At 36.9% G+C, this 24,406-nt stretch carries 31 protein-coding genes; 1 reads left to right on the top strand and 30 read right to left on the bottom strand.

The features are described 5' to 3' along the window. Positions 1-97: 97 nt before the first annotated feature. The 5 genes from HNQ98_RS06080 to gmk all read right to left on the bottom strand — a co-directional run bounded on the left by HNQ98_RS06080 (position 98) and on the right by gmk (position 2,314). Positions 98-466 carry a hypothetical protein gene (locus HNQ98_RS06080; protein ID WP_019040158.1) on the bottom strand — a complete coding sequence of 123 codons (369 nt, stop codon included), beginning with the start codon at positions 464-466 and terminating at the stop codon, positions 98-100. A 10-nt stretch (positions 467-476) separates the two neighbouring features. After that, the gene (locus HNQ98_RS06075) at positions 477-854 is read right to left on the bottom strand and encodes a CvfD/Ygs/GSP13 family RNA-binding post-transcriptional regulator (RefSeq protein WP_014974706.1); all 378 of its coding nucleotides are present in this window, start codon (positions 852-854) and stop codon (positions 477-479) included. Positions 855-894: 40 nt separating this feature from the next. Further along, positions 895-1,404: a peptidylprolyl isomerase gene (locus tag HNQ98_RS06070; protein ID WP_041773161.1), complete on the bottom strand. Its 510-nt coding sequence runs from the start codon at positions 1,402-1,404 to the stop codon at positions 895-897. Between the two features lie 90 nt (positions 1,405-1,494). Further along, positions 1,495-1,707, bottom strand: a complete 213-nt coding sequence (rpoZ, locus tag HNQ98_RS06065; RefSeq protein WP_014974708.1) for a DNA-directed RNA polymerase subunit omega — start codon at positions 1,705-1,707, stop codon at positions 1,495-1,497. 10 nt (positions 1,708-1,717) lie between these two features. Continuing rightward, the gene (gene gmk / locus HNQ98_RS06060) at positions 1,718-2,314 is read right to left on the bottom strand and encodes a guanylate kinase (RefSeq protein ID WP_014974709.1); all 597 of its coding nucleotides are present in this window, start codon (positions 2,312-2,314) and stop codon (positions 1,718-1,720) included. Between the two features lie 262 nt (positions 2,315-2,576). On the opposite strand from gmk, the gene HNQ98_RS06055 reads away from it, so the two are divergent. Continuing rightward, positions 2,577-2,903 (top strand): hypothetical protein, encoded by a 327-nt coding sequence (locus HNQ98_RS06055; protein ID WP_135197768.1) that lies wholly within the window; start codon positions 2,577-2,579, stop codon positions 2,901-2,903. A 37-nt stretch (positions 2,904-2,940) separates the two neighbouring features. On the opposite strand, the gene HNQ98_RS06050 is transcribed toward HNQ98_RS06055, so the two are convergent. The 25 genes from HNQ98_RS06050 to HNQ98_RS05930 form a co-directional block, all read right to left on the bottom strand. Continuing rightward, a complete protein-coding gene (locus HNQ98_RS06050) occupies positions 2,941-4,017 on the bottom strand; it encodes a metaphase chromosome protein 1 (protein ID WP_135197689.1) in 1,077 nt (358 codons plus the stop codon). 54 nt (positions 4,018-4,071) lie between these two features. Further along, on the bottom strand, positions 4,072-4,422 hold the full coding sequence (locus HNQ98_RS06045; protein WP_014974712.1) for a hypothetical protein: 351 nt from the start codon (positions 4,420-4,422) through the stop codon (positions 4,072-4,074). A gap of 270 nt (positions 4,423-4,692) precedes the next feature. Beyond that, entirely contained in the window at positions 4,693-5,223 is a 531-nt protein-coding gene (locus tag HNQ98_RS06040) for a hypothetical protein (RefSeq protein ID WP_135197690.1), read from the bottom strand. A 1-nt stretch (position 5,224) separates the two neighbouring features. Further along, positions 5,225-5,638, bottom strand: a complete 414-nt coding sequence (locus tag HNQ98_RS06035) for a DUF948 domain-containing protein (protein ID WP_014974714.1) — start codon at positions 5,636-5,638, stop codon at positions 5,225-5,227. Between the two features lie 124 nt (positions 5,639-5,762). Next, positions 5,763-7,319 (bottom strand): ribonuclease Y, encoded by a 1,557-nt coding sequence (rny, locus tag HNQ98_RS06030; protein ID WP_135197691.1) that lies wholly within the window; start codon positions 7,317-7,319, stop codon positions 5,763-5,765. Positions 7,320-7,419: 100 nt separating this feature from the next. Beyond that, positions 7,420-7,887 carry an SsrA-binding protein SmpB gene (gene smpB, locus HNQ98_RS06025; RefSeq protein WP_014974716.1) on the bottom strand — a complete coding sequence of 156 codons (468 nt, stop codon included), beginning with the start codon at positions 7,885-7,887 and terminating at the stop codon, positions 7,420-7,422. A gap of 38 nt (positions 7,888-7,925) precedes the next feature. Next, on the bottom strand, positions 7,926-10,250 hold the full coding sequence (gene rnr, locus HNQ98_RS06020; RefSeq protein ID WP_135197692.1) for a ribonuclease R: 2,325 nt from the start codon (positions 10,248-10,250) through the stop codon (positions 7,926-7,928). 74 nt (positions 10,251-10,324) lie between these two features. Next, on the bottom strand, positions 10,325-10,561 hold the full coding sequence (secG, locus tag HNQ98_RS06015; protein ID WP_277950080.1) for a preprotein translocase subunit SecG: 237 nt from the start codon (positions 10,559-10,561) through the stop codon (positions 10,325-10,327). 99 nt (positions 10,562-10,660) lie between these two features. Beyond that, complete coding sequence (locus HNQ98_RS06010; protein WP_014974719.1) at positions 10,661-11,434, bottom strand: TrmH family RNA methyltransferase; 774 nt, start codon at positions 11,432-11,434, stop codon at positions 10,661-10,663. 69 nt (positions 11,435-11,503) lie between these two features. Then, the gene (gene yidC / locus HNQ98_RS06005) at positions 11,504-12,427 is read right to left on the bottom strand and encodes a membrane protein insertase YidC (protein ID WP_135197693.1); all 924 of its coding nucleotides are present in this window, start codon (positions 12,425-12,427) and stop codon (positions 11,504-11,506) included. A gap of 50 nt (positions 12,428-12,477) precedes the next feature. Beyond that, a complete protein-coding gene (locus tag HNQ98_RS06000) occupies positions 12,478-12,744 on the bottom strand; it encodes an acylphosphatase (RefSeq protein ID WP_172600982.1) in 267 nt (88 codons plus the stop codon). Further along, positions 12,725-13,834, bottom strand: a complete 1,110-nt coding sequence (locus HNQ98_RS05995) for a sensor histidine kinase (RefSeq protein ID WP_373306183.1) — start codon at positions 13,832-13,834, stop codon at positions 12,725-12,727. Before HNQ98_RS05995 ends, HNQ98_RS06000 begins: the two co-directional genes overlap by 20 nt. A gap of 5 nt (positions 13,835-13,839) precedes the next feature. Then, a complete protein-coding gene (locus HNQ98_RS05990; RefSeq protein ID WP_014974723.1) occupies positions 13,840-14,529 on the bottom strand; it encodes a response regulator transcription factor in 690 nt (229 codons plus the stop codon). Between the two features lie 94 nt (positions 14,530-14,623). Next, positions 14,624-15,169: a YceD family protein gene (locus tag HNQ98_RS05985; protein WP_135197695.1), complete on the bottom strand. Its 546-nt coding sequence runs from the start codon at positions 15,167-15,169 to the stop codon at positions 14,624-14,626. Positions 15,170-15,186: 17 nt separating this feature from the next. Next, the gene (locus HNQ98_RS05980) at positions 15,187-16,362 is read right to left on the bottom strand and encodes a nucleotidyltransferase (RefSeq protein ID WP_135197696.1); all 1,176 of its coding nucleotides are present in this window, start codon (positions 16,360-16,362) and stop codon (positions 15,187-15,189) included. After that, positions 16,359-17,117 carry a class I SAM-dependent DNA methyltransferase gene (locus HNQ98_RS05975; protein WP_014974726.1) on the bottom strand — a complete coding sequence of 253 codons (759 nt, stop codon included), beginning with the start codon at positions 17,115-17,117 and terminating at the stop codon, positions 16,359-16,361. Before HNQ98_RS05975 ends, HNQ98_RS05980 begins: the two co-directional genes overlap by 4 nt. Positions 17,118-17,166: 49 nt before the next feature. Beyond that, positions 17,167-17,541 (bottom strand): ribosome silencing factor, encoded by a 375-nt coding sequence (rsfS, locus tag HNQ98_RS05970; protein ID WP_373306185.1) that lies wholly within the window; start codon positions 17,539-17,541, stop codon positions 17,167-17,169. 41 nt (positions 17,542-17,582) lie between these two features. Beyond that, positions 17,583-18,164 (bottom strand): bis(5'-nucleosyl)-tetraphosphatase (symmetrical) YqeK, encoded by a 582-nt coding sequence (gene yqeK, locus HNQ98_RS05965; protein WP_135197698.1) that lies wholly within the window; start codon positions 18,162-18,164, stop codon positions 17,583-17,585. Then, the gene (gene nadD / locus HNQ98_RS05960; RefSeq protein ID WP_135197699.1) at positions 18,157-18,795 is read right to left on the bottom strand and encodes a nicotinate-nucleotide adenylyltransferase; all 639 of its coding nucleotides are present in this window, start codon (positions 18,793-18,795) and stop codon (positions 18,157-18,159) included. Before nadD ends, yqeK begins: the two co-directional genes overlap by 8 nt. Positions 18,796-18,813: 18 nt before the next feature. Then, positions 18,814-19,128 (bottom strand): ribosome assembly RNA-binding protein YhbY, encoded by a 315-nt coding sequence (yhbY, locus tag HNQ98_RS05955; RefSeq protein WP_135197700.1) that lies wholly within the window; start codon positions 19,126-19,128, stop codon positions 18,814-18,816. Next, positions 19,128-20,273 (bottom strand): ribosome biogenesis GTPase YqeH, encoded by a 1,146-nt coding sequence (gene yqeH / locus HNQ98_RS05950; RefSeq protein WP_135197701.1) that lies wholly within the window; start codon positions 20,271-20,273, stop codon positions 19,128-19,130. The genes yhbY and yqeH overlap by 1 nt, the downstream gene beginning before the upstream one ends. Beyond that, the gene (locus HNQ98_RS05945) at positions 20,263-20,799 is read right to left on the bottom strand and encodes a YqeG family HAD IIIA-type phosphatase (RefSeq protein ID WP_135197702.1); all 537 of its coding nucleotides are present in this window, start codon (positions 20,797-20,799) and stop codon (positions 20,263-20,265) included. Before HNQ98_RS05945 ends, yqeH begins: the two co-directional genes overlap by 11 nt. A 149-nt stretch (positions 20,800-20,948) precedes the next feature. Then, the gene (locus tag HNQ98_RS05940) at positions 20,949-21,620 is read right to left on the bottom strand and encodes an aggregation-promoting factor C-terminal-like domain-containing protein (RefSeq protein WP_223822775.1); all 672 of its coding nucleotides are present in this window, start codon (positions 21,618-21,620) and stop codon (positions 20,949-20,951) included. 364 nt (positions 21,621-21,984) lie between these two features. After that, on the bottom strand, positions 21,985-23,223 hold the full coding sequence (locus HNQ98_RS05935; RefSeq protein WP_135198187.1) for a PTS sugar transporter subunit IIC: 1,239 nt from the start codon (positions 23,221-23,223) through the stop codon (positions 21,985-21,987). A gap of 115 nt (positions 23,224-23,338) precedes the next feature. After that, positions 23,339-24,334 (bottom strand): D-2-hydroxyacid dehydrogenase, encoded by a 996-nt coding sequence (locus HNQ98_RS05930; protein ID WP_014974735.1) that lies wholly within the window; start codon positions 24,332-24,334, stop codon positions 23,339-23,341. Positions 24,335-24,406 lie beyond the last annotated feature (72 nt).

Genomic DNA, 24,406 nt, shown 5'->3' with positions numbered 1-24,406 from the left:
CTCGCCACGCTCGCTCTGACGCCCTGCACCTCTTTCGCTATTTGACAACTATACTATCTTACTGCGTCTTGTTTAACTTGTCAACACTTTTGTTAATTTATTCTTCAAAACTGACAAAAGACGTTGTTTGTACTGTTTCTAGTAGCTGGTGCAACTGATTTGCAGGTACAAATTTCAGATTAGAATCTAGCGATTTTTCAATTTTTAACATATTATCAACTTCAAAAGCATAAAGAGACATTAATACGCCACCGTTGTTCACACTAGTTAATTCCCCTAAACGCCATTGATTAAGATCAACTGGTCCAAGTGTTTTAAGCCCTCTTAATACGGTGCCCAATGATGTATCATGATTATGTCGATGCATTTTAGCTGTAAAAAAGTGATAACCTTGTTCATCTTCTTCAACCAAAAAATAAGGCAAGTTTTCTTTCAAAGCAATGGCTGTTGCAGCAATAAGTGACATGTTCTCTCCTTTATTTGCTAATACGTTCTAATGCTTCTTCTACCCATTTGGATTGGTTATCCTTAATAGGTGTAAAGCCGTAGTGTAAGTGACTATTAGTCCAAAAACGCTTATGTAAATTAACACTCTTCATTCTTGTCTGATTAGTGACCATATTTTCTTGACGCAGTGATAAACTAATTTTTTGCGTGTACTGTTCAATATCTAACACAACCACTTCCACTTTTTTACCAATACGTAACTCGTCTTTTAAATCACGGACAATGCCAGATTTACATTCTGAAATATGTATTAACCCTTGTGTGTGATCATCTAGGGCAACAAAAGCCCCATACAATTGAATACCTGTTACATATCCCGTTACTTTTTGACCTATATGATACGTCATAATTAATTCCTCAATATTATTATAACAAAAAAGCAGACCATTAGTCTGCAATTTCAATCGTATTAACTTTAACATCTTCGCGTGGCTTATCATTCATATCTACACTTACTTGTGCAATTTTATCAACGATATCCATTCCTTCAATAACTTGACCAAACACAGCATGCTTACCATTTAACCAAGGCGTCTCTTCTGCTTGAACGATGAAAAATTGCGAACCATTGGTATTTGGACCGGCATTTGCCATTGACAAGGCACCTTTAATATTTAGTAGTTTATCTGAAAACTCATCTTTGAAGCTGCCACCCCAAATACTTTCACCACCCATACCGTTACCGTTGGGATCACCACCTTGAATCATAAAATCACGAATCACACGATGAAAAATACCATTATCGTAATAACCATTTTTAGCATGAGTTGTAAAGTTTTCGACTGTTTTAGGTACTATATCTGCAAATAGTTTAATTTTAATGTCACCTTGACTTGTTTTAAACGTGGCCACTGGACCATTGTAATTTGCTGCATCTTTTTGTGGGTAATCCATTATTATTGTTAGTCTCCTGAAATTTATAAAGACACGACATAAGTTGTTTAATACCTGACCGTGTCTGCTAATACTATTTGATTTTATGGATAATTATACTTGATCTTCGAAATCTGGATCAATAATAACATCACCATTTTCTATTTCTTCTAAAGCTCGGCCAACTGACTTATTTGATTCAAATGTTTCTTGCGTTGCAGGCATACCCGCATCTAATTCTCGAGCACGTTTGGCTCCTAGAGCAATTAATTTGTAACGTGAATCAACTTTTTCTAATAACTTATCAACTGATGGATAAAGTAACATGGCTATTCTCCTAAAATGTTTTTTCAAAAACGCGCGTAACACGCAAACGTTCTGATTTGATAATTGATTTAATACGATCAACTGCGTTAGTAACTTGGTCATTTTCAACAGCATAATCATAATTAATCATTTGTTTCAGTTCATCACGTGCAGCTGCAACACGTTTTTCGATAACTTCTTGTGAGTCAGTGCCACGACCTACTAGACGTTCTCGTAAATTTGTTAAATCTGGTGGTGTCAAAAATATGTAAATACCTTCTGGCATTTTTGACTTTACTTGCAAAGCTCCTTGTACATCAATTTCAAGAAAGACATCTCTGCCACTTGAAAGCGTATCATCTATAAAACTTTTAGGTGTCCCATAATAATTGTTGACATACTGTGCATATTCTAACATATCACCATTCGCTATTTTACTTTCAAATTCATCATGAGAAACGAAAAAATAGTCTTCGCCATCAACTTCACCAGTTCTTGGTTGGCGAGTTGTTGCCGAGATAGAATATTGAAAATCAATGCCATCTTCTTCAAAAATAGCCTTGCGCACTGTCCCTTTTCCAACTCCGGAAGGGCCAGATAATACAATTAGTAAACCACGCTGCGTCATCATTTATCCTCTTTATGTACTAATGATAGTATTATACACATTTTTGCCATGATATACAATGCTATCTCAATTTTATCTTTTGATTGAATATTTGTTCGTACACATAAATATAAGTCACATCAATGAATATCCCTAATATATTAGGATTTTAAATATAAAAAATACTCAAGAAAAGGTTAAGCCATCATAAAAAATTTGATTTTTTGAACATTTGTTCGTATCATAATAATTAACGAATGATACGAGGAGTCATATGCTCATGATGCAAAACTATCTTATACAGCAACCACTTGAATCACCAATTCATCGTGCTATAAACAGTTTAAAAGACTTTTTAAAACCTAAAAGGCACGTCCCATTAAAGCCACAACTTATGGCTAATGAACTAATTACCCGCCTAGAATTTGCACTGAATTCTGAAAACCCAGCCACCATCCAAATTAATAATTCATTGCTAAGTGAAGATGTTACAAACTATTTTGGCTATGTTTACCAAAATATCCAAGGACAAATACTGATTCAGTCACCACTAACACATCAAATGGTAACAATTTTACCTGGAACAATTCGCCATATCTCATTCAATTAATAATACCGACCTCATTTTAAAATGAAGTCGGTATTATTTAAGCTAACTCTTCAATAAATTTAACGTTTTTTTGTTGCAGTAAACGATTTAATGAGATGACATCAATATAGCGATCAATATCAGTTATTCCTGATAACAACTTACCTAAACCATAAATTGCCTGCTTTTTACTCAAGAAAGTCAAATATGATTTAACCTCGCCACCAATACCATCTAAATTATCCCACTCAGGTATCCAGTAATCTAATAAGTGTTCAGATGCAAACGCATTCAAAGTTTTTGCATCCCACAAATCATGAGTAGCATTGTATTCCTTAGCCATGCCTTCATGGAAGGCATAAAGCATGCTGACAACATTATCACTAACAACATCCTTAACAGAAGCCTCCTGAAACTGTAAAAGTTTTTTGTCGGCGTAGTCTAACTCCGCTTGTATTTCTAGTTCATTTAAATCAGGTTCTAATTTAACAACTGTTTCTATAGCCTGTAACGGCTTAATTTTTGGCGTCAATTCTCTGAAAGTTTCGGCTATAATTACTAAATTAAAATCATCATCCTGCTCATTTTCAGATAAAAATTTAAATTGTAAATCATCAACAGCATTTGATTTTTGCATTAATTCTGCAACATCTTTACCTTGCCACTTGAAAAAATTAACAGCCATAACTGTTCGCATAATCATACGCCAAAAATTAATATCAAAATTGGGTGCCTGTGCTACAAAACGTGCATTGACACTCCCCTCTTTAACAAAAAATTGTTGCATATCATACAAAGCAGGTACCAACAAGACAAAATAGCGCCAATCCTTGTCATCACTGTTAACCAATGCTGCCTGCATCACTTCATTTAACTTAACGATAGCACGCTCATTGCTCGTAAACTGAGTAAAATTCTGATTGACCATCATTGCAATCACATCATCTAAGAAAAATGAAGCAACTTCAAAGACTTCCCTATTGTATTTCTGATGATGTGTCAAATAATAACGCGCCCTCAAAAAACCCGAAAATTGATTATAATTAAATTCTGGCAGTTTATCCTTTGAGACAAGTTTTTGCTTTTTTTGTGTGTGGCGTATTTTTTTAATTTGCGCCGATTTTCCTTGTTTCATAATTTACTTGTGCGAGTAAGTAAACTTGCACTCAGCACATTTCCTCTCCAAAAATTAAACACTCAGATCTAAACTGTACTTACCGTTACCAAATTCTCTTAGACGAAACTGAAAAATCTGTTCATCACGTTCCAAATGAGGTGTTTTGATAACAGCTTGTCGACTACCTTCTAATTCGGCAATTTCAATAGCGCTATTAATCGCTGACATAACACCCGCAAACGCCTTTGTATCAACTGAGACATAGAACATATCCGCATTACCGTATACAGCCGATTTACGTGCCAAGTTAACAGACACCCTATAACGATTCGCCTCAAACACAATATGATTATAATTAAAATCATGCACATAATGGAATAACGATGAGAGAAACGCAGCTGAATCAATCTTTTCTTTTGACATTTTTTTAAAGTATTAGTCATGCGTGAAATAATATACCTCACTAAACAAGTATATTTAACACAGCAAAACCCACACATTTCCTTTAGATTAAATTTGTTTTATCCTTGTCGCTTTGTTAAAAAGATAGCGATTTTATTGTTACATACCAAAAAAACTGATATATATTCAATATTATTGCTAAAGAATTACAAAACATTTTACCATAAATAAAAAAACTATTCAAAAACAACACAAACTTTAGAGTTGCATGGCTTGTGTTGCTTTTCAATATTATTTATTTTTTTCACTAATATCTTCAGTAACTTGATCAACCGTTTCATTAACTGATTGTTTAACTTCTTCTTGTACATCATCAGACAAATCAAGTAATGCATCTTCTAAAGCAATATCTTCCTGTGTCAGCTCAATATCATCACTAGTTAACTTGCCTCGAAAATCAGAAAGTGAGTTTTGCGCTTTCTCAACGTATTCACCAGCAATATCCTTGGCTTTGTCGACGTATGGCGTGGCCTGCTCTGAAAACTGTTTCATGTGATCAGCTGCTACATCAATCTTATCACCATATTTATCTTGCCCTTGGCGCTTTAGATTAGTTACTGTAACCTTGGCTTTGTCTGTCACATCATTAATCATATCAGCAGTGAGATAGGCTGTATCGTATCCCATATCTCGTAGTACTACACCTGCCTTAGTTGTTTTTTCTTTCAACTCTTGTTGCTTTGATTTTGGTAACGATTTAAATGTCATAATCGCTGCAGCACTTACTAAAATCCCAGCTAAAAATCCTTTTGATTTTGACATGTTATTTACTCTCCTTTTTCATTGATTTATTTGTTTTGTACTTATTTACGGCAGCCGATGTTGCTTTTTTGGCAAACGCTGCAGCTACACCGCTAGCGCTAGCTGTTTTTGCTACTTTAGAACTTGAAAATTTATTGGTAACATTCTGAACGGAAGCATTCAGTTGTGAGACTGTTTCTGATAGATCAGCAACAGCTTGCACGGCTGGATCCAAATTTTTTACCTTGCCATTGACATCATTCAATAATGTATTAGCATTGCCTAAAATCTCATTACTGGAACGAGCAAGTGTATCCACATCAAGTGTAATGACGTCTAGGGAACGTGCTATCTTGAACAAAAACATACCAATAAACAATACTAATAGCAAAAACGCGACCGCAAAAATAATGAGTGCTAATTGTCCTGGTTCCATAAATCCCTCCACATTTGTATATTTAGGTATAATTTTTTAAAATTCATACGAAATATTACACCATTTTCAATACATACACTAAGTATAACAAAAAAAACTACTCAATGAGTAGTTTTTACCTTGCTTAATGCGCGTAATCTGTTGCACGTGTTTCACGAATAACTGTAATTTTTACATGTCCTGGATATTCAAGTTTTTCCTCAACTTCTGACTTAATGTCATGTGCCAAGACAGTTGCTTGTATATCTGTAAGCTTCGTTGGTTCAACAATGACACGAACCTCGCGCCCAGCCTGTATAGCGTAAGCTGATGCTACACCATCGTAAGTATTAGCAATTGTTTCAAGATCTTTCAATCGTTGTACGTAGTTTTCTAGTGACTCACTACGTGCACCCGGTCTAGCTGCACTAATTGCATCAGCAGCAGCAACCAATTCAGAAATCGGTGAAGTAGACTCAACATCACCATGATGCGAGGCAATTGCATTGATAACAATTGGCTTTTCATTAAACTTTTCAGCTAAGCGAACACCTAATTCCACATGGGAACCCTCTACTTCAGCGTCAACTGCCTTTCCAATATCATGTATTAATCCAGCGCGCTTCGCAAGCGCGACATCCATTTTAAGCTCTGCTGCCATCATTCCCGCAAGTTTTGCGACCTCGATCGAATGTTGCAACACATTTTGTCCATACGACGTACGATAATTCATACGTCCAATCATTTTAATTAAATCTGGGTGAAGACCACGCAATCCTAATTCAAAAACTGCTGCCTCACCCTTCTCGCGAATTGTTTCATCAATTTGGCGACGTGCTTTCTCCACCATTTCTTCAATTCGTGATGGATTAATACGACCATCTGCGACCAACGTGTCCAATGCCATTTTAGCAATTTCACGTCGAATAGGGTCAAACCCACTTAAGACAACAGATTCCGGTGTATCATCGATAATTAAGTCAATCCCTGTCAGCGATTCTATCGTTCGAATATTACGACCTTCACGACCAATAATACGTCCCTTCATATCCTCGCTCGGTAAATGAACAACGGAAACTGTTATATCAGATACGGCGTCTGCGGCTGATCTTTGAATAGCTTGTACCACAATATTTCGGGCACGTTTTTCAGCTTCACTAGTTGCATCTTCAGCTGATTCTTTAATCAAAACAGCGCGTTGGCGTACCAAACTCTTTTTCGTTTCACTTAAAATCTGTTCTTTCGCATCATTAGGCGTTAATTGGGCAATTTCTTCCAATTTTTCTTGCTGAGATGTGACCAAGTTATCTGCTAATTTTTGTTTATTATTGGCATCATCCAAACGGAATTGTACTTGGTTTTCTTTTTGAATCAATTGCGCATCGCGCTGATTCAAGGCCGCATCCTTCTTGTCGAGGTTCAAAATACGGTCATCAAGCCGTTGTTCTTGCTGTTGCAGTTGCTTTTGACGATCCTTAAAATCATTGTCCACTTGATTACGATAATCTTGGGCCATTTCTTTGGCGTCAGTTTTGGCTGCACGTGTTAAACTTTTAGCTTCTTTATGTGCTTGTTCAAGAATGTTATTTGCAATTTGTTTTGTTGAGGTAATTTGTCTTTTATCATGTAATAGACGTAAATAATAACCAACAACAAGGCCAATCACAATTGCGAAGAGCGCCGAAAAGATTGTTACCATCATGCTTATATTTCCTTTCAGCTTGTGAACTTTTAATATTTCACATACATTAAGTATATCTATAAATGCAGTCAACGTCAAACAAAAAAGAGTCTTTCGACTCTCAGTGTTTTAAACGTCGACCTAACTCACGTTCTTGATCTCGACGTTTAATATCTTGACGTTTATCATATTTTTTCTTACCTCGACCAATACCAATCAAAATTTTCGCAAATCCATGTTTTAAATAAACTTTTAGCGGTACAATTGTTACCCCAGATTCACTTGCTGCTTTGTATAAAGTAGTAATTTCTCGTTTATGAAGTAGTAATTGACGGGCTCTTAGTGGATCTACATTAAATTGATTACCTTGCACATATGGTGCTATGTGAACATTGGCCAATATGGCGTTTCCATCATGGATTGTAATAAAACCATCACCAATAGTAATCTGACCCGCACGTACCGATTTAATCTCTGTACCTGTTAACGAAATACCAGCCTCAAATGTTTCTTCAATAGCATAATTAAAACGTGCTTTACGATTTTGTGCAAGATATTGTTCGTTATTTTTTTGCTTTTTTTGGGACATATACATTGCCTCCATTACCATTATAAAACATGTAATCACTAGAAATTACGTTTTGAATCACGCTTTTGTCCTTGCTTAGCATCTAATGGCCCACGTTTTTGTTTTGGACCTTCAGATTTACCACGTCGTTCATTTTGACGTCTCTCATCACGATTACGACCTTTGCCAAACTTACCATTATCCTTGGTATCAACTCGAATCGTTGTTGTTGGTGCACTTTCTGGATCAATTAAAATAAAGTCTACAGTACGTTCTTCTTTATTGACACGTAGTACTTTCACTCGAACTTTCTGCCCAATTTGATAAATATGATGTTTTGTACGGCCAATTAAAGCCGCATGAGACTCATCGTACTCATAGTGATCGTCAGTCAAATTCGAAATATGCACTAACCCTTCAACTGTATTTTCTAAACTAATGAAGAGTCCAAATTTCAAGGCCGAATTAACGACACCATCAAACTCTAGGCCGACTTTATCCAACATATATTCGGCTTTTTTCAATGCATCTACATCTCGCTCAGCATCAATAGCACGACGTTCACGCGTACTTGTATCCTCACCAATTTTCATTAATGAATCAGCATACTTAGCTTGTGATTCAATGCCATAGCCATGTTTTTCATACCATTTAATTAAACGATGTACTGTCAAATCCGGGTAACGCCTAATAGGCGAGGTAAAGTGAGTATAATATTCTGCACCTAATCCAAAATGACCAACTGGCTCTGGCGAATACTTTGCTTGCTTCATAGCACGCAGCATCATTGTTGAAATCATTTGCTCGGCTGGATCACCTGCTATGTCATTCATCAATTTTTGTAACATCACAGGCGTCACTTTACTAGGATCACCATACACTGGATGCCCCAATGCCTTTGAAAACTCGAAGAACGACTTGGCCCGTTCGCCATCCGGCACTTCATGTATACGATACAAAAATGGTACTTCTAATTTATCAAAATGTTCCGCTACTGTTTCATTAGCTGCTAACATAAATGACTCAATCATGCGTTCAGCTGTACCGCGTTCACGTAATTGAATATCAACAGCTTTTCCCTCATCATCAACAATGATTTGTGCTTCTGGTGCATCAAATTCAATTGCACCACGCTTTTTACGCATCTTATACAAAATTTCATGCAGCTCTCCCATGACCTTGAACATAGGTGTCAGCTGCGCATACTCTTCTTGTACAAAAACGTCGCCTTCTAAAATTTTATTCACTGCATCATAGGTCATACGGGCATGCGATTTCATGACTGATGTATGCAAACGGTGATTAACTACTCGACCTTCTGGATTAATTTCCATTTCTGCCGACATAGCCAACCGTTCTACATTGGGATTCAAGGACGCAATACCATTTGAAATATTACGAGGTAGCATTGGAATCACACGGTCCGTCAAATAAACTGATGTCCCACGATTATATGCTTCTTTATCAATTGATGATCCTTCAGTAACATAATGTGACACATCAGCAATATGTACACCTAAATGATAATTACCGTTACTCAATCGCCATGCGACTACCGCATCATCGATATCTTTTGTATCTGCCCCATCGATCGTAACTAATGTTTGCTCAGTAATATCTTCACGACCTTGCCAATCAGATGACAACACATCAGATGGAATCTTTTTTGCATCAGCTAGCACGTATTCTGGAAAATCACTGGGTATCTTTTTTGCATAAACAATCTGCAAAATATCCATGCCTGGTTCGTCTTTGAATCCCAAAGTCTCTACCACATGAGCCACTAACTCACGGGGATGGGTTTTGTCAGGAAAAGTCACTACCTCGGCCACAACAACCTGGCCATCACTAGGCTTCAAACCGTCACCATTCACCAAAACTTTAAAGTTCATAGCTTTTTTATCGCTAATTCGTAATTCACCAATCATATTTTTGGCTTCTGAACCCAGTGAAAACGCGCCCACTATTCGTTCATAGGCATGTGATAAAATCTCTTCTACTTTACCTTCTGGTCCCCGATCTGGAGAAGCAGATGGTTTTAAAGTCGACACACGAACTTGATCACCTTGCATTGCCTGCAACGTATTTTCAGGATTAATAAAGAAGTCAGGCAACTCATCGTCATATTTGACAAACCCAAAGCCTTTATCATTTGCGCGATATTCACCTATGACATAGCCAGCATTGACATTATACTGATAGCGGCCTTCCTGATCAACCGCTTCTCCTTCTCTGACCAAAGCATTCATAGCGTTAACTACTTGCTTATAATCAGCAGCAGATGTCATATGTAATCCGTCTGCCATATTTTGAGCTGTAAATTTTTGCTCACGGTTTGCTTTTAAAAAACCATTTATTTGTGATTTTAATTGGTCTAATAACATTTATATCTTCTTTCTGAATTTTTTTCAAAATAAAAAGTCAGTCTACAAAAAGAGCAAACTGACCTTTATTCTTTTTAATGTGCTGATAAATACATTAACGCAAAACCTATAATAAACCACAAACCACCTAAAATAGCAGTTGTTCGGCGCATTACGGCTTCGAATCCACGTGATTTACGTTCTGAAAACAAGTCACCAGCACCACCAGACAAAGCTGATAACGCATCTTGTTGCTTACTTGGTTGCATCATGACTGTCATAATGAGTAAAAAACCCACGACAATCAAAATTACAGTGAGTATTTGTTCCACAGTCATACCTCTACTTATAATCGTTAACTCTTATTGTACCAAAAAAATCAATATACTGCATAATAATTATTATTTTTTGAAAAAAATGATACCAGTGTTTTAATTGCCGCTTACCAAACTAAACATTAAAATACCACCGGCAATGGCAACATTCAAACTTTCGGCTTGACCTTGGAGAGGAATGTAAAGATTAGCTGTCGTTTTTTCAGCAAGTACATCTGACATGCCTTGTCCTTCATTACCTACGATCAAACCAAATTGTGTGCTAGCCTCAACATCACGATATGATTTAGCTGACTCATTTAATTGTGAACCATAAACAGGTAAATTATTAGCTGTCAAAGCATCTACCCATTCATTTAAATCACCATTTAATACTTCCAAATGAAATTGAGAACCTTGCATTGCTCGCACAACCTTAGGCGCAAAAACATCTGCTGTTCCTGCTCCTAAAACAACCCCTTTAAACCCAGCTGCATCGGCTGTACGAATCAAAGTACCTACATTCCCTGGGTCTTGAATGTTATCAAGTAGTAACCAAGCACCATCATGAACATAACTTGGATTAAAAGTTTTATCAGGTAGTGAAATTTCAGCAAATATACCTTGAGGCGTATTTGTCCCAGCAATATGTTTAGCGACTTCAGCACTAATTTCAAAAGCTGGTACACCATGAGGGACATCTGGCAAGTGCTCAGCCATTTGTTCTTCAGTTGCCATAACAGCATGGAACTTAGCACCCGCTTTAACAGCTTCTTCGACTAAGTGCCAACCATCTAATAGATAAGTCCTGTTTTCTTGGCGACCCTTTTTTGTTGCAAGTTTCGACCATGCTTTAACGTGACTATTTTGATTTGATAAAATGCGATCCATAATTCTATTTCTTTCTGTTCTTCTGAGAACTGACAAAAGTACGTCAAACTTTTTTGACGTACTTACCCATCAACGTTGCTGCTTACCAGCGTTACGTTTTTCCTTATTTAACTGTTTAGTTGATACTATGTTACTGTTCTTTTGGTTAACGTTTTGCGAATCTTTGGCAGTTGGCACCTTGATACCTTCGGCCATTAAATCATCAGCTGTTTTTTTAATTTTAAACTCTAATGCAACTCGCTTTTCTAAACCAGGTCGTTGATAATGTTGAATCAGGGATTGAATAAGCGCAAACACACCACCAACCACGAAATAAAGTCCAATAGCTCCACTAGCAATCATCGCAAACACCATAATCATGATGGGACTAATAAACAACATCATTGCTGATGTCTTCTTTTGTTCTGCTGGCATATATTGCATCATTAACCATGCTTGTATCAAATATATAACACCCGCGATAACTGCAAAAACAATTTGCGGTTGACTCAGGTCAAAACCTAAGAATGATGCCTCTTTCAAAGCTGGCGCATGCAAAATAGCAGAATACAAGCCAGAGAACACCGGTAACTGCATAGCCATCGTCAAGAATGAAATACCACCAATGACATTAACTTCATTTTCACGATACAAAGACATCATTGCCATACTAGCTTGCTGCTGTTCTTGAGTGGTTCCTGCTTTACGAGAAAGAGACTGCAACTTGTCAATTTCTGGCTTCAACTTTTGCATCTTGATTTGGTTAATTGTAGTGTTGACTTGTTGATTCAAAAAGAAAGGCAGTAAAATCAAACGCAAAATAGCGGTAATAATAATAATTGCCCAACCAATGCCATTAACGCCACCAATCATGTGCGCAATACTTGTCATTATATCGGCTAAGGGATGCCCAATCCAACGATACATCTTACTATGTTCATCATAGCCGCCAGTAATTAAGATAATGTCCAAGATAACAAAGGCTGCTGTAAGGACACGTTTTAGCTGTTTCATAAGTTTATTTTTCTCCTGATTGTTACAAAAGTATATTATACCAATATTTACTACCTAATAGCAAAACTATTCGCATCAAATGGTATAATTACTTCTTTAATAATCTTATCTACACGGCTAAACCCTGTCCCCTGTTGAATCGTTGCGATAAAATCTATAACTTCTGTTTCTTTTCCTTGTATATGCATAAGTACTGAACCATTTGACTCATTTTTAACCCAGCCAACAATATGATATGTCCGAGCTGTTTGTTGCGCAAACCAGCGAAATCCTACACCTTGTACAATACCAAAAACATTAACTTGATAACTCTTCATCATCAATTACCTCTTTATAAAGTGGTAGACGTATGGTAAAAACGGAGCCTGAACCCAAAGCTGTTTCTAAATTGATTTCACCACCATAACCTTCAACCAACCGCTGAGCAATACTTAATCCTAACCCATTACCACCTTTGGCTCGAGAACGGGCTTTATCGACACGATAAAAACGATCAAAAACATGTTCAGCATCATCCGTAGATAAACCCTCACCAAAATCTTGAATGCCAATTTCAACTTGATTAGCGGTCTGTGACAAAGCAAAATGAATTTCTTTACGATCTAAAGAATACTTAACAGCATTATCCGCCAATATAATCAAAATCTGCTCAACATGATCTTGACGTGCTCTCACTCGTGCTTCTCGTGTTAAATCATCATCCAAGGTGAAAACAAAATCGGGATAAATCATTTTGAAGTTATCGAATACACGATGAACCAAGCCCCCTACTTCGCTAATTTCCTTAACATTCTCAATCGGTATCTGTTCCGCACGCGTCAAATTCAACATCTCATTGATTAAGGTTTCCATCCGTTGCATTTCCGCAAGGGAAGATTTAATCGAATCATCTAAGACTTCTGGTTCATCTTTTCCCCAACGGTTAAGTAAATCCATATGTCCTTTAACAATCGTAACAGGTGTGCGTAACTCGTGAGATACATCAGAAACAAACTGCTGTTGCGCACTAATTAAGCTCTGCAATCGGTCAATCATACGATTCAAAACACGAACAAGATCAGACAATTCATCATTAGCGCCAATTTCACTCGCACGAATATCTGTCATAGGGTCATCTTCAAGGGCTTTGATTGTGGTTTGAATTGATTTTACTGGGCGTAAAATGTATCGTGCTAGAACAATGGCAAACACAAAAATAGTCACACTACCTGCAATCACAATTAATTCTAACCAATGATAGAGTTCGTTTGGCAATCTGCCATAATATTTTTGTAGCCGTTCAGTCACAAGTAATGCAAATATAATGAATATAGCAAAAAAGCCTAACGCCATACCCAATGCTAACTGCCAACGCAGCGAAAAACGACGTGAAGCTTTTTCAGTTTTGATATTTTTGTTAGTCATCATTTAAATTAACTACGCATGACATATCCAGTACCGCGAACAGTCTGAATGTATGACGCCTTGCTTTCTGGATCATCAATTTTATTACGTAAGTATCGAATATAAACGTCAACAACGTTAGTCTCTACTTCTGAATCAAATCCCCAGACCTCTTTCAGCAGTTGTTCACGTGATTGGACAACATTGATATTTTCCACCAATGTTAATAGTAAATCATATTCACGCTTAGTCAAATTAATAATTTGATCACCGCGTCGTGCAATACGATTTTCTTTTTCAATACGTAAATCTTTAAAATTAATAATAGCACGGTGCTTGTCATTAGATTCTGTTTCAATGGCAATACGGCGCAATAATGAGCGAATACGTGCTAGTAGCTCTTCAATGGCAAAAGGCTTCACCAAGTAGTCATCTGCACCATAATCCAGCCCAGAGACACGATCAATAACAGAATCGCGCGCAGTCATCATAATAATTGGCGTCTTTTTTACTTCACGTAAGCGACGCGCAACTTCTAAACCATTTAATTCTGGTAACATTAAATCAAGCAAAATAACATCATAATCATTCTCTAAAGCTAAATCTAACCCTGAACGACCATCCAAAACCGTCTCTACTTCATATCCTTCATGTTTTAACTCCAACCCGACAAACTTTGCCAAGTTTTCTTCATCTTCAACAATCAATACTTTACTCATTATTTGCCCTCAATGTTTAGCTCGGTTAAACCGAATTTATTTCTATTACTTCCTTTTATTCTAGAGTAATTTCTAAAGTTTTGCAAGTATTTTCTCATTCTTTGAAAAAATCATCTAATTTAGCTAGTCTGGGGTCCAATGGTGGCTTAGTTGCTTGTTTTTTCTCATTTTCGAAGGTCTCTTCACTGATAACATGCCAATCTTGACCTGATGGTAATACATCATTTTCTAGCTCATTAGCCGTTAAAATTTGCAACGGTAAATTGGCTACAATGTTGTCAAGTATGGCTTCATCGACATTAAGTGTATCATTTTCTAATACAAAAACTGCTTCTGTCTCTTCAAAGTCTTCAAGGTGTTTCTCATTATCAATATATAGTTCATCAATAGTTAGATCAACATCCAATAGTACGGGCTCGAGCGATCGAGAAGATGGCACAGTAATTTGTCCAGTTACAGTGACATGTAAAAGTAAATCATCAGCTTCATCGTAACGGATTGTACCATCAACAGTTAATGATGATAATGCTAAAATAGTTTCTGGAAATCGTTGTTTAGCAATTGCTTCTAAATCCAGTGTTTCATTAAATTGTAGTGGTGCTTGATGATATTTTTGGAGTTGATTTTTATTATACTTCATAATTTTTCCTTCGATACCTATTTCTTTGTCACATAAATGGGTTTACGTGTCACATCTTGCTGTTGATCTTGCTCACTGGCCAGCATTTGCCACAATTTTCCTGCTTTAAAGTCAAGACGCAAATTAGCTTTAGCTAACTGTTGATCAACCTTACTAATGATTGGTAAAGTAACAGTTTTCTTAATTTCATTGAGGTAATGTTGTCCTGCATCAGTGAAACCAAGTACGCGCAAATAGGGGTCCTGCATGGCTGCTTGCATTTGATCCACCTTAACATTAAGCAGTGTGTAAAACAACATACGTTGAATCCGTGCGAAAGTGTAACGTTTAGATTTCACGGATTTAATAAAACTTTGATAACTTTGTGGCCCTGGTTCGGCTAACGCGACAGCTGCCATACGATGTTCCAACCCTTCAGCCATTTGGTATACTTGCCCAAGTTGGCCAATTGTATCTGTTGTTAAACGGTATTTAAGTAGTGGCCAAAATTTCTCTTCAAAGCCAACCGTGTTTATTTCTGAATTAATTGCAGCCAAAGTATTGTTCGGCACGACATTTTGTATTTTTTCTAATTTACCTTTATGTAGTGCTAAACGAATAGAAGAAGCTGAAGCAATGCTTTGAGAGTCCATCAGTGTCTGATCATGATATCCAGCCACAACGCGTTGAATTGGGTGCAGTGCCATATTAACATCCAATTTCAACACTGCCTTCGCGTAACCAAATGCTAAAATATCATTTGGATCTTCTAATACAAATCCTGTCTCATTCTCTAATTGTTGGGCATAAGATTTCGCAAAAGTCTGATTTTTATTTTGAAATTTTTGTCCTTGATCAATGGCAGGTGCTTCGTTAGCTAACGCTAAAAAATCAACATCTGCATGTTCACTGCCAAACACCATGTCCTCAATTCCCAATGCTGATAGTAATTTAACTGCACCTTCCGCAAATAAATGACTCGGCTGTACCGCATAAAAAGTGGGCAGTTCAATGACCAAATCAACACCATTTTCTAGTGCTGCTTTTGCTCTTGTCCATTTATCAAATAGTGCTGGTTCACCACGTTGAACAAAATTACCTGACATAACAGCAACCACAACGTCAGCCTGAGTCACTCTTTTAGCTTCTTGTATGTGGTGAATGTGTCCATTATGAAATGGATTATATTCAGTTACCAATCCTACAACTTTCATTTTTTCACCGCCTTAAAGAACCACCGTTCAGTTTTATCATCTATTGCACGTTTCCCAAAGTCAGCTGTTACTTCAATATCAGTAAATCCTACTGTTGACAAAACTTGTTGGTAAATATCTAAATCATATGTCTGCTCATGGTGGATTTCTCTTAAAATATTAAAACCATCAATTTTTGGATCATAAACAAAAAATTTTAAATCATGATCCACACTATTGACTGCCTCACCTAGATAACTAGTCCACATAAAAATATTGTCTTCATCATCATCGTTATTATAATAATAATTATCGTACAATACGTTAGTTTGATAAGGTGTGATTACATCGAATAAAAACACACCCCCAGGCTCTAAATGTGAATAAACCTGTTCAATCGTAGCTGTTAAGTCTGTCAATTGCGGTAAATAATTCAAAGCATCAGCAAAACTAACAATTACCGGATATGTCTTTTGCCAGTCAGTCCATTCTCGCATGTCTGCTTGTAACAAATTTAAATCAACAGCTGCCTCAGTAGCATGCCGTTGCGCCAATGATAACATATCCTCTGATAAGTCTAAAATATCAACTTCATATTGTTGTTTTGCCAATAATACAGCCAATCTACCTGCGCCACCACCCAAGTCAAGTACTGAGCCTTTTGTGACATTTTGTGTCACATAATTTGCCCATGCTTGATACATGTCATCATCAAATAACTGATCATATTTCTCGGCAAAAGTTGTATAATTTTGTTGTAAATTTTTGTTAGTCATAAACTTATTTTAACAGAAAAAAAGACGAGCTGCCGCCCATCTCTATTCTTCATTCCGCTACAAGTAATTTAGTTAAATCAACATATGGCGCATCATGCCACAAACGTTCTAAATTATAGAAATCACGTTGTTCTGTTGAAAAGACATGAACAATGACATCCCCCAAATCAATCAAAACCCAGTCTGCTGTTTGAAAACCTTCAATCAACTTAATGTCACCACCAGCTTCTTGAATTTTATCTTTTACTTCGGTTACAATGGCTTGTACTTGGCGATTAGACGTTGCGTCAGCAATCACAAAATAATCCGCCATCAAACTCACTTTATGCATATCCATAGCGACAATGTTATTTGCTTTTTTACTATCAATTGCTTTTACTGCTATTTCCAACTTTTTTTGTATATTTAATGGTGTTGTCAAAATTTTCTTCCTATACTCTTTCTTTTCAATCTGGATCAACCAGTTTATTTTTGATTTATCCAATAATTATATGTTGTGATACTCTTAGGATAAATTGCGGTTTCTTTCTTTACAAGATGTAAAACAGTGTGAACAATTTGGTACCTAACACCTGCGGTTAATGATTCATCGGTGATACGACGCGCTGTGTCTACACCAGAAAAATTACGGCCAAGTTCTAAATAATCTGCCATGAATATTACTTGCGACAATTTCGTCATGCCTTCGGCTGCCCCAGTTGTATGTTCACGAACAGCGTTTAAAATGTCATTATCTTGAATATTTAACTCATCGTGAATGATTTCAGCACCAACCACACCATGCCAAATATAATTACCCCAGTTAGCCAAATCAGGATCTAAATTTTTGACGCGAATTAACGTCAAAAATTCTGAATTTGAACGTTCTTTAGCGTAATCATGTACTAATGCCGCTACTTCTGCTTGCTCAACGTCAACACCATTAGCAATGGCTAGCTTTCGAGCATAGTCCCGCACACGCAAAACATGTTGAAAACGATATTCAGAAAGTTTAGCAGCAACTTTTGCTTCTAAGTCCATCATTGTACCATCAAAATATTTAGTCATATAAGCCTCTATATAAATTATACTCCTGAATAAAGTATGCTTCACGTTCAGGGACGAGATAATTAATACTTTGCTTCAACCGCAATCGTGTTCGAATATCCGACGACGAAATACGTATATCTGGTACATCAAACCACAAGGCAGGGAAATTTAATTGTTTTTTCTGCCCGTCACGAACACCAACCGCAAACTTAACTAATTGAGTTAATTCATCGATGTAGTCCCATGACTGCATTTTTTTAACTTTTTCAGCGCCAACAATAAAATAGTATTCATTCTCGGGATGTGACTCAACAAGCTCACGCATAGTTTGATAGGTATATGATTGTCCACCGTTACGGATTTCAATCAGTTCAATATCAAAAAAAGGATTCCCCATAATTGCACTTTTAACCAATTGTGCACGATAAGAAGGTTCAATGGCACTTGCATGCGTACCATCCACTGGCTGTGAATTAGGCATCCAATATACTTTTTCTACACCTAATTGTTTACCTACGCATTCTGCCAGGACCAATTGCCCAATGTGTGGTGGATTGAAGGTCCCACCAAAAATACCAATACGCTTTTTTTGAAGCAATGGTTTGGATTCTACTTGTGTTTGAGTTGAAAAGATATACGTCCCGTTCATTGATATTACCGCCTTAAATTAAATCTTAGCTAATTCAACCGAAATTCTCTTGTATTTATCTTCTTGTGCTGGCAAAAACAAAACCAACGTTCGCCCAATAGTCTGTACCACGGTAATATCTGAATGTGTTTGAATGAAATCAGCAACATCTGTTGCTGATTCATCTGCACTCTGTTGCAAACTAATTTTAACTAACTCACGTTTTGATAATGCTAGTACAACTTCATCAACCCATGCTTGAGCTAAACCGTTTTTCCCAACTGAAAAAATTGGTGTTAATGTGTTAGCTTTTGAACGTAGAAAACGTTTTTGTTTACCTGTTATTTTTAACATTAAATCATTGCCTTTCTAATAAGGACTGAAACGCCCTTTGGTGCCCAACCAGAAACTTTAATATCAGCAGGTACAGTCATCCAACCGAGCCCTGAAAATACAATATCACTTTTTTCTGTTACATTAAATTCATGCTTGATAAGTTCATGTGTACTGATACCACTTGGTGCAGGTTGTAATAGCTCACCAACATGTTTGTCGTAGAGTTCATCAGCACCAGCTAGCTTTGTGCGATGTAACTTTAAATTATTTTCAAAGTAAGCCGTTATCGCTGTACGTTCTCCACTTTCAAAATCAAAACGTGCTAAACCACCAATAAAGAGTGTCTGTTCAGGGTTTAATTGATAAGTTCGTGGCTTAATTTCATTTTTTGGTAAAGCATATTTTAAATCTTTATTCGACAAAACATATGCCATTTGATCACGCTTAATAATTCCCGGTGTATCAATAAGATCTTTACCATCAGACAAAGGAATGACAATACGATCCAATGTTGTACCAGGGAATCGAGAAGTTGTAATTAAGTCCTGTATACCAGTACGCGATTTGATAATCTGATTAATTAAAGTTGACTTACCAACATTCGTCACACCTACAACATAAACATCACGATCTTGACGTAAGTCGTCGATTGTTTCCAATAAATCATCCAAATTCTTAGGATGCGTAGCAGATGTCAAAAAAATATCGGCTGGTTGTATGCCTTGCGACTTTAATTCTGCTTGTAGCCAGTTTTTTAGTCGTCTTTTGTTTAATAGCTTAGGTAATAGGTCAACTTTATTAGCTACCACAAGAATTGGGTTATCCTGGCCAACAAAACGTGGCAGCCCAGAAATTTCTGATCCAGTTACATCAAATACATCCATCACATAGACAATTAATGACTTTGTATCTGAAATTTGGTGTAATAGGTCAGCAAAATCATCGTCTGTTAATTCAACCGGCTGAATTTCATTGTAATGACGTAAACGGAAGCACCGTTGACAAAATAATTCTTCACTATCAATGGCCTTTTTTAACGCACTTAAAGGCAAATAACCGGCATTTTGCGGTTCTGTTATTTGCATCAATGCGCCACAACCGACACATCGTAAACCTTCATTTAATTGTTCTTGGACATATGCGTCCGTTACTTCATCTGTCACGAAGTGATTTCTCCCATTTTAAGTGAGGATGCGCTTTAAAAACGATCTTTTTCACTTGTTTTTCAATACTACGATTCAACCAAGTTTGCCACATATCTGACTCAATCAATCTTTTGACCAACACACTACGAACACCTGCACCATGCGCTGCCCACACATCAGTCAACATCTGATCACCTACCATAATAACTTCTTCGCGTTTGAGATGCTGTGTACGTAAGATGTGCAATATGCCACGTGGCATTGGCTTTAATGACCACGATACAAAATTAACATTCAGTGGCTTAACCGCTTTAGCAACACGTTTAGTTGTGTTATTAGACACAACTATCAACTCGATACCACCTTCACGTAAATCTTGTAACCATTGGCGTAATTCTGGTGTCCCTTCCGGATTGTTCCAAGCTAGTAATGTATTATCTAAATCGGCTAAAACCGTTGTAATCCCATGTGCTTTTAAATCTTCAACTGTTAAATCATATATTCTTTCAACCATGTAGGTCGGCGTAAAGCGTTCTAAGCGCATAAAAGCCCTCGTCCAATTTATTTATCTATCTTATTATACACTACAATCACTGTAAATTTAAAACCACTGTACTAAAATCAAAAAAGCACACATCATTGTATGCTTTTAAAAACCGTATGATAAATTTGTGTTACTTGTTCTACGAGATTTTAATACCAATTGTTTGCTTGCCAGTGTGTAATGGCATTCCCTACCGTACCATAACGTTCTGCAATATACTTTTGCATGGCTACTAATTGTACGCCATAATTACCACGATAGTCTTGACCGGGTACATATTTTTCATAATAATTTTCAGATAACTGTCCAATACCATAATATGATCCGTTTTGAGCATGCGGATCACCATGACTTTCGCGTGTAATCAGCCATTGCATATCAGCTGCTGGTTCAGATGCCGATGCTGTTGATTGGTTCGCCTTTTCTTCGCTTGTAGCTACTGGTACTGCTTTATTCGCTTCTGCTCGCACTGGAGATGGTGTACTAGTCGCTATCTCAGCTACTTCAGCTTGTTCTGCCTTAGGTTCTGCTGGTACTGTTGCATTATTCACTAACTCATCGTCTTTAACTGTCAGATCATCATTTGACCCTGTTACTGCCTGGTTAGTATTTTGTACCTGTGCTGTTTCAGATACATTTTTTGTAACTACTTGATTCTTTTGTCGTTGTGGCATTAGTTGCACTGTTTTCATATCAGCTAATGAATCAACAGCTCGTACCTCAATTTTCGTATCAAGCAGTGAAGCTTCGGTTGGTTGGCGGTCTGTTGTAAAGTGTGTTCCCAATACACCTAACGTCAAACCCGTCACAGTTGCACTCATAATCACTATTCTCTTTAACATCATGTTTTCTATTTTGCACGAACTATGTTACAAAACAATGACAATATATGTCAAAAATCAGTACAAAAAGGTATTATTAAACAATGTACATATAATTTGTTTATTTTTCTGTTTAACCTCTTTTTGGTGGATAAAACATCACAAAAAAGTAAATATTACCTTCAGAAATAAACTGACATCAATCATTATTTTGCAACTTTGTATTTACATTACTGTCTGATAAACAATTTCGGAATCAATTATATGACTATAATAATATAATTAATTATTTCAGAGTTATTAAGTACTTTAAATAATAAAAAAATCACCGAAGTGATTTTTTATGTTTCAATATCATGTCATATTATAAATCTTGTTGAAAATCCATTGGAGAATATAATTTCAATAACTTGCTAAATACAAACTGGGCGATAAATCCAGCAATTATTGGAACAATCAACCAAGCAATTAACGCCACAATAGGGTTAATGAAGTGGTTCATTACACTGGCTGGTACACTTGGATCTTTTACCATAGATTGAATTGGTGAAACTAAACCAATATAACCAAACCCAGCCGTTACCGGTGTTCCTTGAATATTAAACAAAGCAACAGGAATACCAGAAATAGCTGCTGTCAATAAGAATGGTAACATTGTAACTGGCTTAGCAAATACTGAAGGCATCATGCCTTTCATAGCACCTAAAGCAATGGCAATAGTCACACCAGGCTTATTAACACGCCAAGAATTAATCAATAATACAATCGTTGTTGCCACAACACCCATGGCTGCAGCACCCGAACCAATACCAGACAATGAAATAGCCAAAGCAATTCCAACTGTTGATACTGGTGTAATAATAATAATGGCAAATGCCATAGCAATCAGAATAGACATCGGAATTGGTGCTAGTTTAGTAAATGTTGCTACCAAATCACCAATTTCTGTTGTTACTAATCCGACGTAAGGTGCAATATACTTACCTATTAAGCCGACACCGCCACCGACGATAATGGGACTTAAAATAATAGCAACTGAACCAAATCCTTTAAGATATCGTGATACCAACCATGTTACTAGTACAGCAATAGCAGCAACAATCATCGCATTGATAACATCACCAGCACCACTAGCAATATAAACATTAGCTGGTGCTATCGACTTCAACCCTGTAACTGGATTGGTAAAGCCCGCTGGTGCAGTTGCCCACTTGATGGATCCAGAGGCAACTGCTGTTGCAACAGCAACAACACCGACATCCAAGCTCTTCATTTTAAACTGTAATGCAACCGCCATACCAATTAAGAATGGTATCAATGATGTAAACAAAGTTAAAATCGCACTTAAGTTAGCACCAAAATCTGTTGCACCCAAACCAGAGTATTGAATGATATACTTCATAACAGCTGAAGGTAGCACACCAATCAAAATACCTTGCGCTGATCCAGACAGTACTTTAAAGAAAAAATCTTTCAACCTTAATTCTGTAGCACCACTAAACTCAACCGTTGCAATTTCAGTGGCCTTACGTGCATACTCTTCATTACGTACTTCTTGAGATTCTTTTGAGGCCCATTTGTGACCATCTGCTTTAATACTCATTTTCTTTCCCTTAACAGTCTCTCACGACTATCTCAATTATCCTACAAACACATGTGGCTGATGAATCTCCCCCATGTTTTCATCATAAACACGTGCTTTATTTGTTATGATTATTTTAGTATTTAACTGCAATAGATGGTGTTTCACCGTTTGCAAAGGCCACGGCTGCATCCATTGATTGATGAACCATTTCAAGGACTGCTTTCGTAGTATAGAAAGCAGTATGTGGTGTTACCAAAACATTTTCACGTGAAATCAAGTCAGCAATTTTAGAATCTGGGAATTCTTTGTTTGACCAATCTTCATTGAACAAACCAACTTCTTCTTCATAAACATCCATACCGAAGTCTGAAATTTTACCTGAATTCAATCCATCAATAATATCATCAATGGCCATCAAATTACCACGAGACGCGTTCATAATGATTACGCCATCCTTCATTTTAGCAATAGCAGAAGCATCAATCATATGATGGTTTTCAGGTACACCTGGCACAAACAATGCCACGGCGTCAGCTTGCGCATATAATTCGTCTAGCGAATCAACATACAATCCTTGTGCTGCAATTTCAGCATTTGGGAACTTATCATATGCAACAACTTTTGCGCCAAATCCTTGCAAAATTTTGATAGCGACACGACCAATGTTTCCTGTACCTATTACACCAACTGTTTGCATACGAACTTCGCGACCAATTGTTGGTGCCCAACGCAAATCGTGTTTTGCAATTTTAGCATCCAAGGCCTTTGTGCGACGCAATAAACGTGACAATTGAATCATTGAGTGCTCAGCAATTGCATTTGGTGAATATACTGGGACATTTGAGATGTTAAAGTTCAATTCTTTAGCAGCTTCAAAATCAATGTTGTCCGTACCAACATTACGCAATGACAAGTTTGTTACACCTACCTCTGACAAAGCAGTCAAAGTTTCACGTGTGTAATCCAATTGTTGATATACAACTGCTGAATCAGACCCACTAGCCAATTTGGCAGTTTCAGGTGTCAATAATTCTTGTGTATAATCAACTTCAACTTCTGGGTGAGTTGACTTCCAATCTTCAAGTGATGGCTTTTCATCATCACGGATACCATAAGCAAAAATCTTCATAAGATCCTCCTAATTTTTATTACAATACCATTGTACCTTATTTTGTGCATTTTCGCACGTATATTATTAATG

This window comes from Leuconostoc carnosum (assembly GCF_014207505.1).
In the GTDB taxonomy this organism is placed as follows: Bacteria; Bacillota; Bacilli; order Lactobacillales; family Lactobacillaceae; genus Leuconostoc; species Leuconostoc carnosum.
This window is presented reverse-complemented; position numbering and strand designations above follow the sequence as displayed.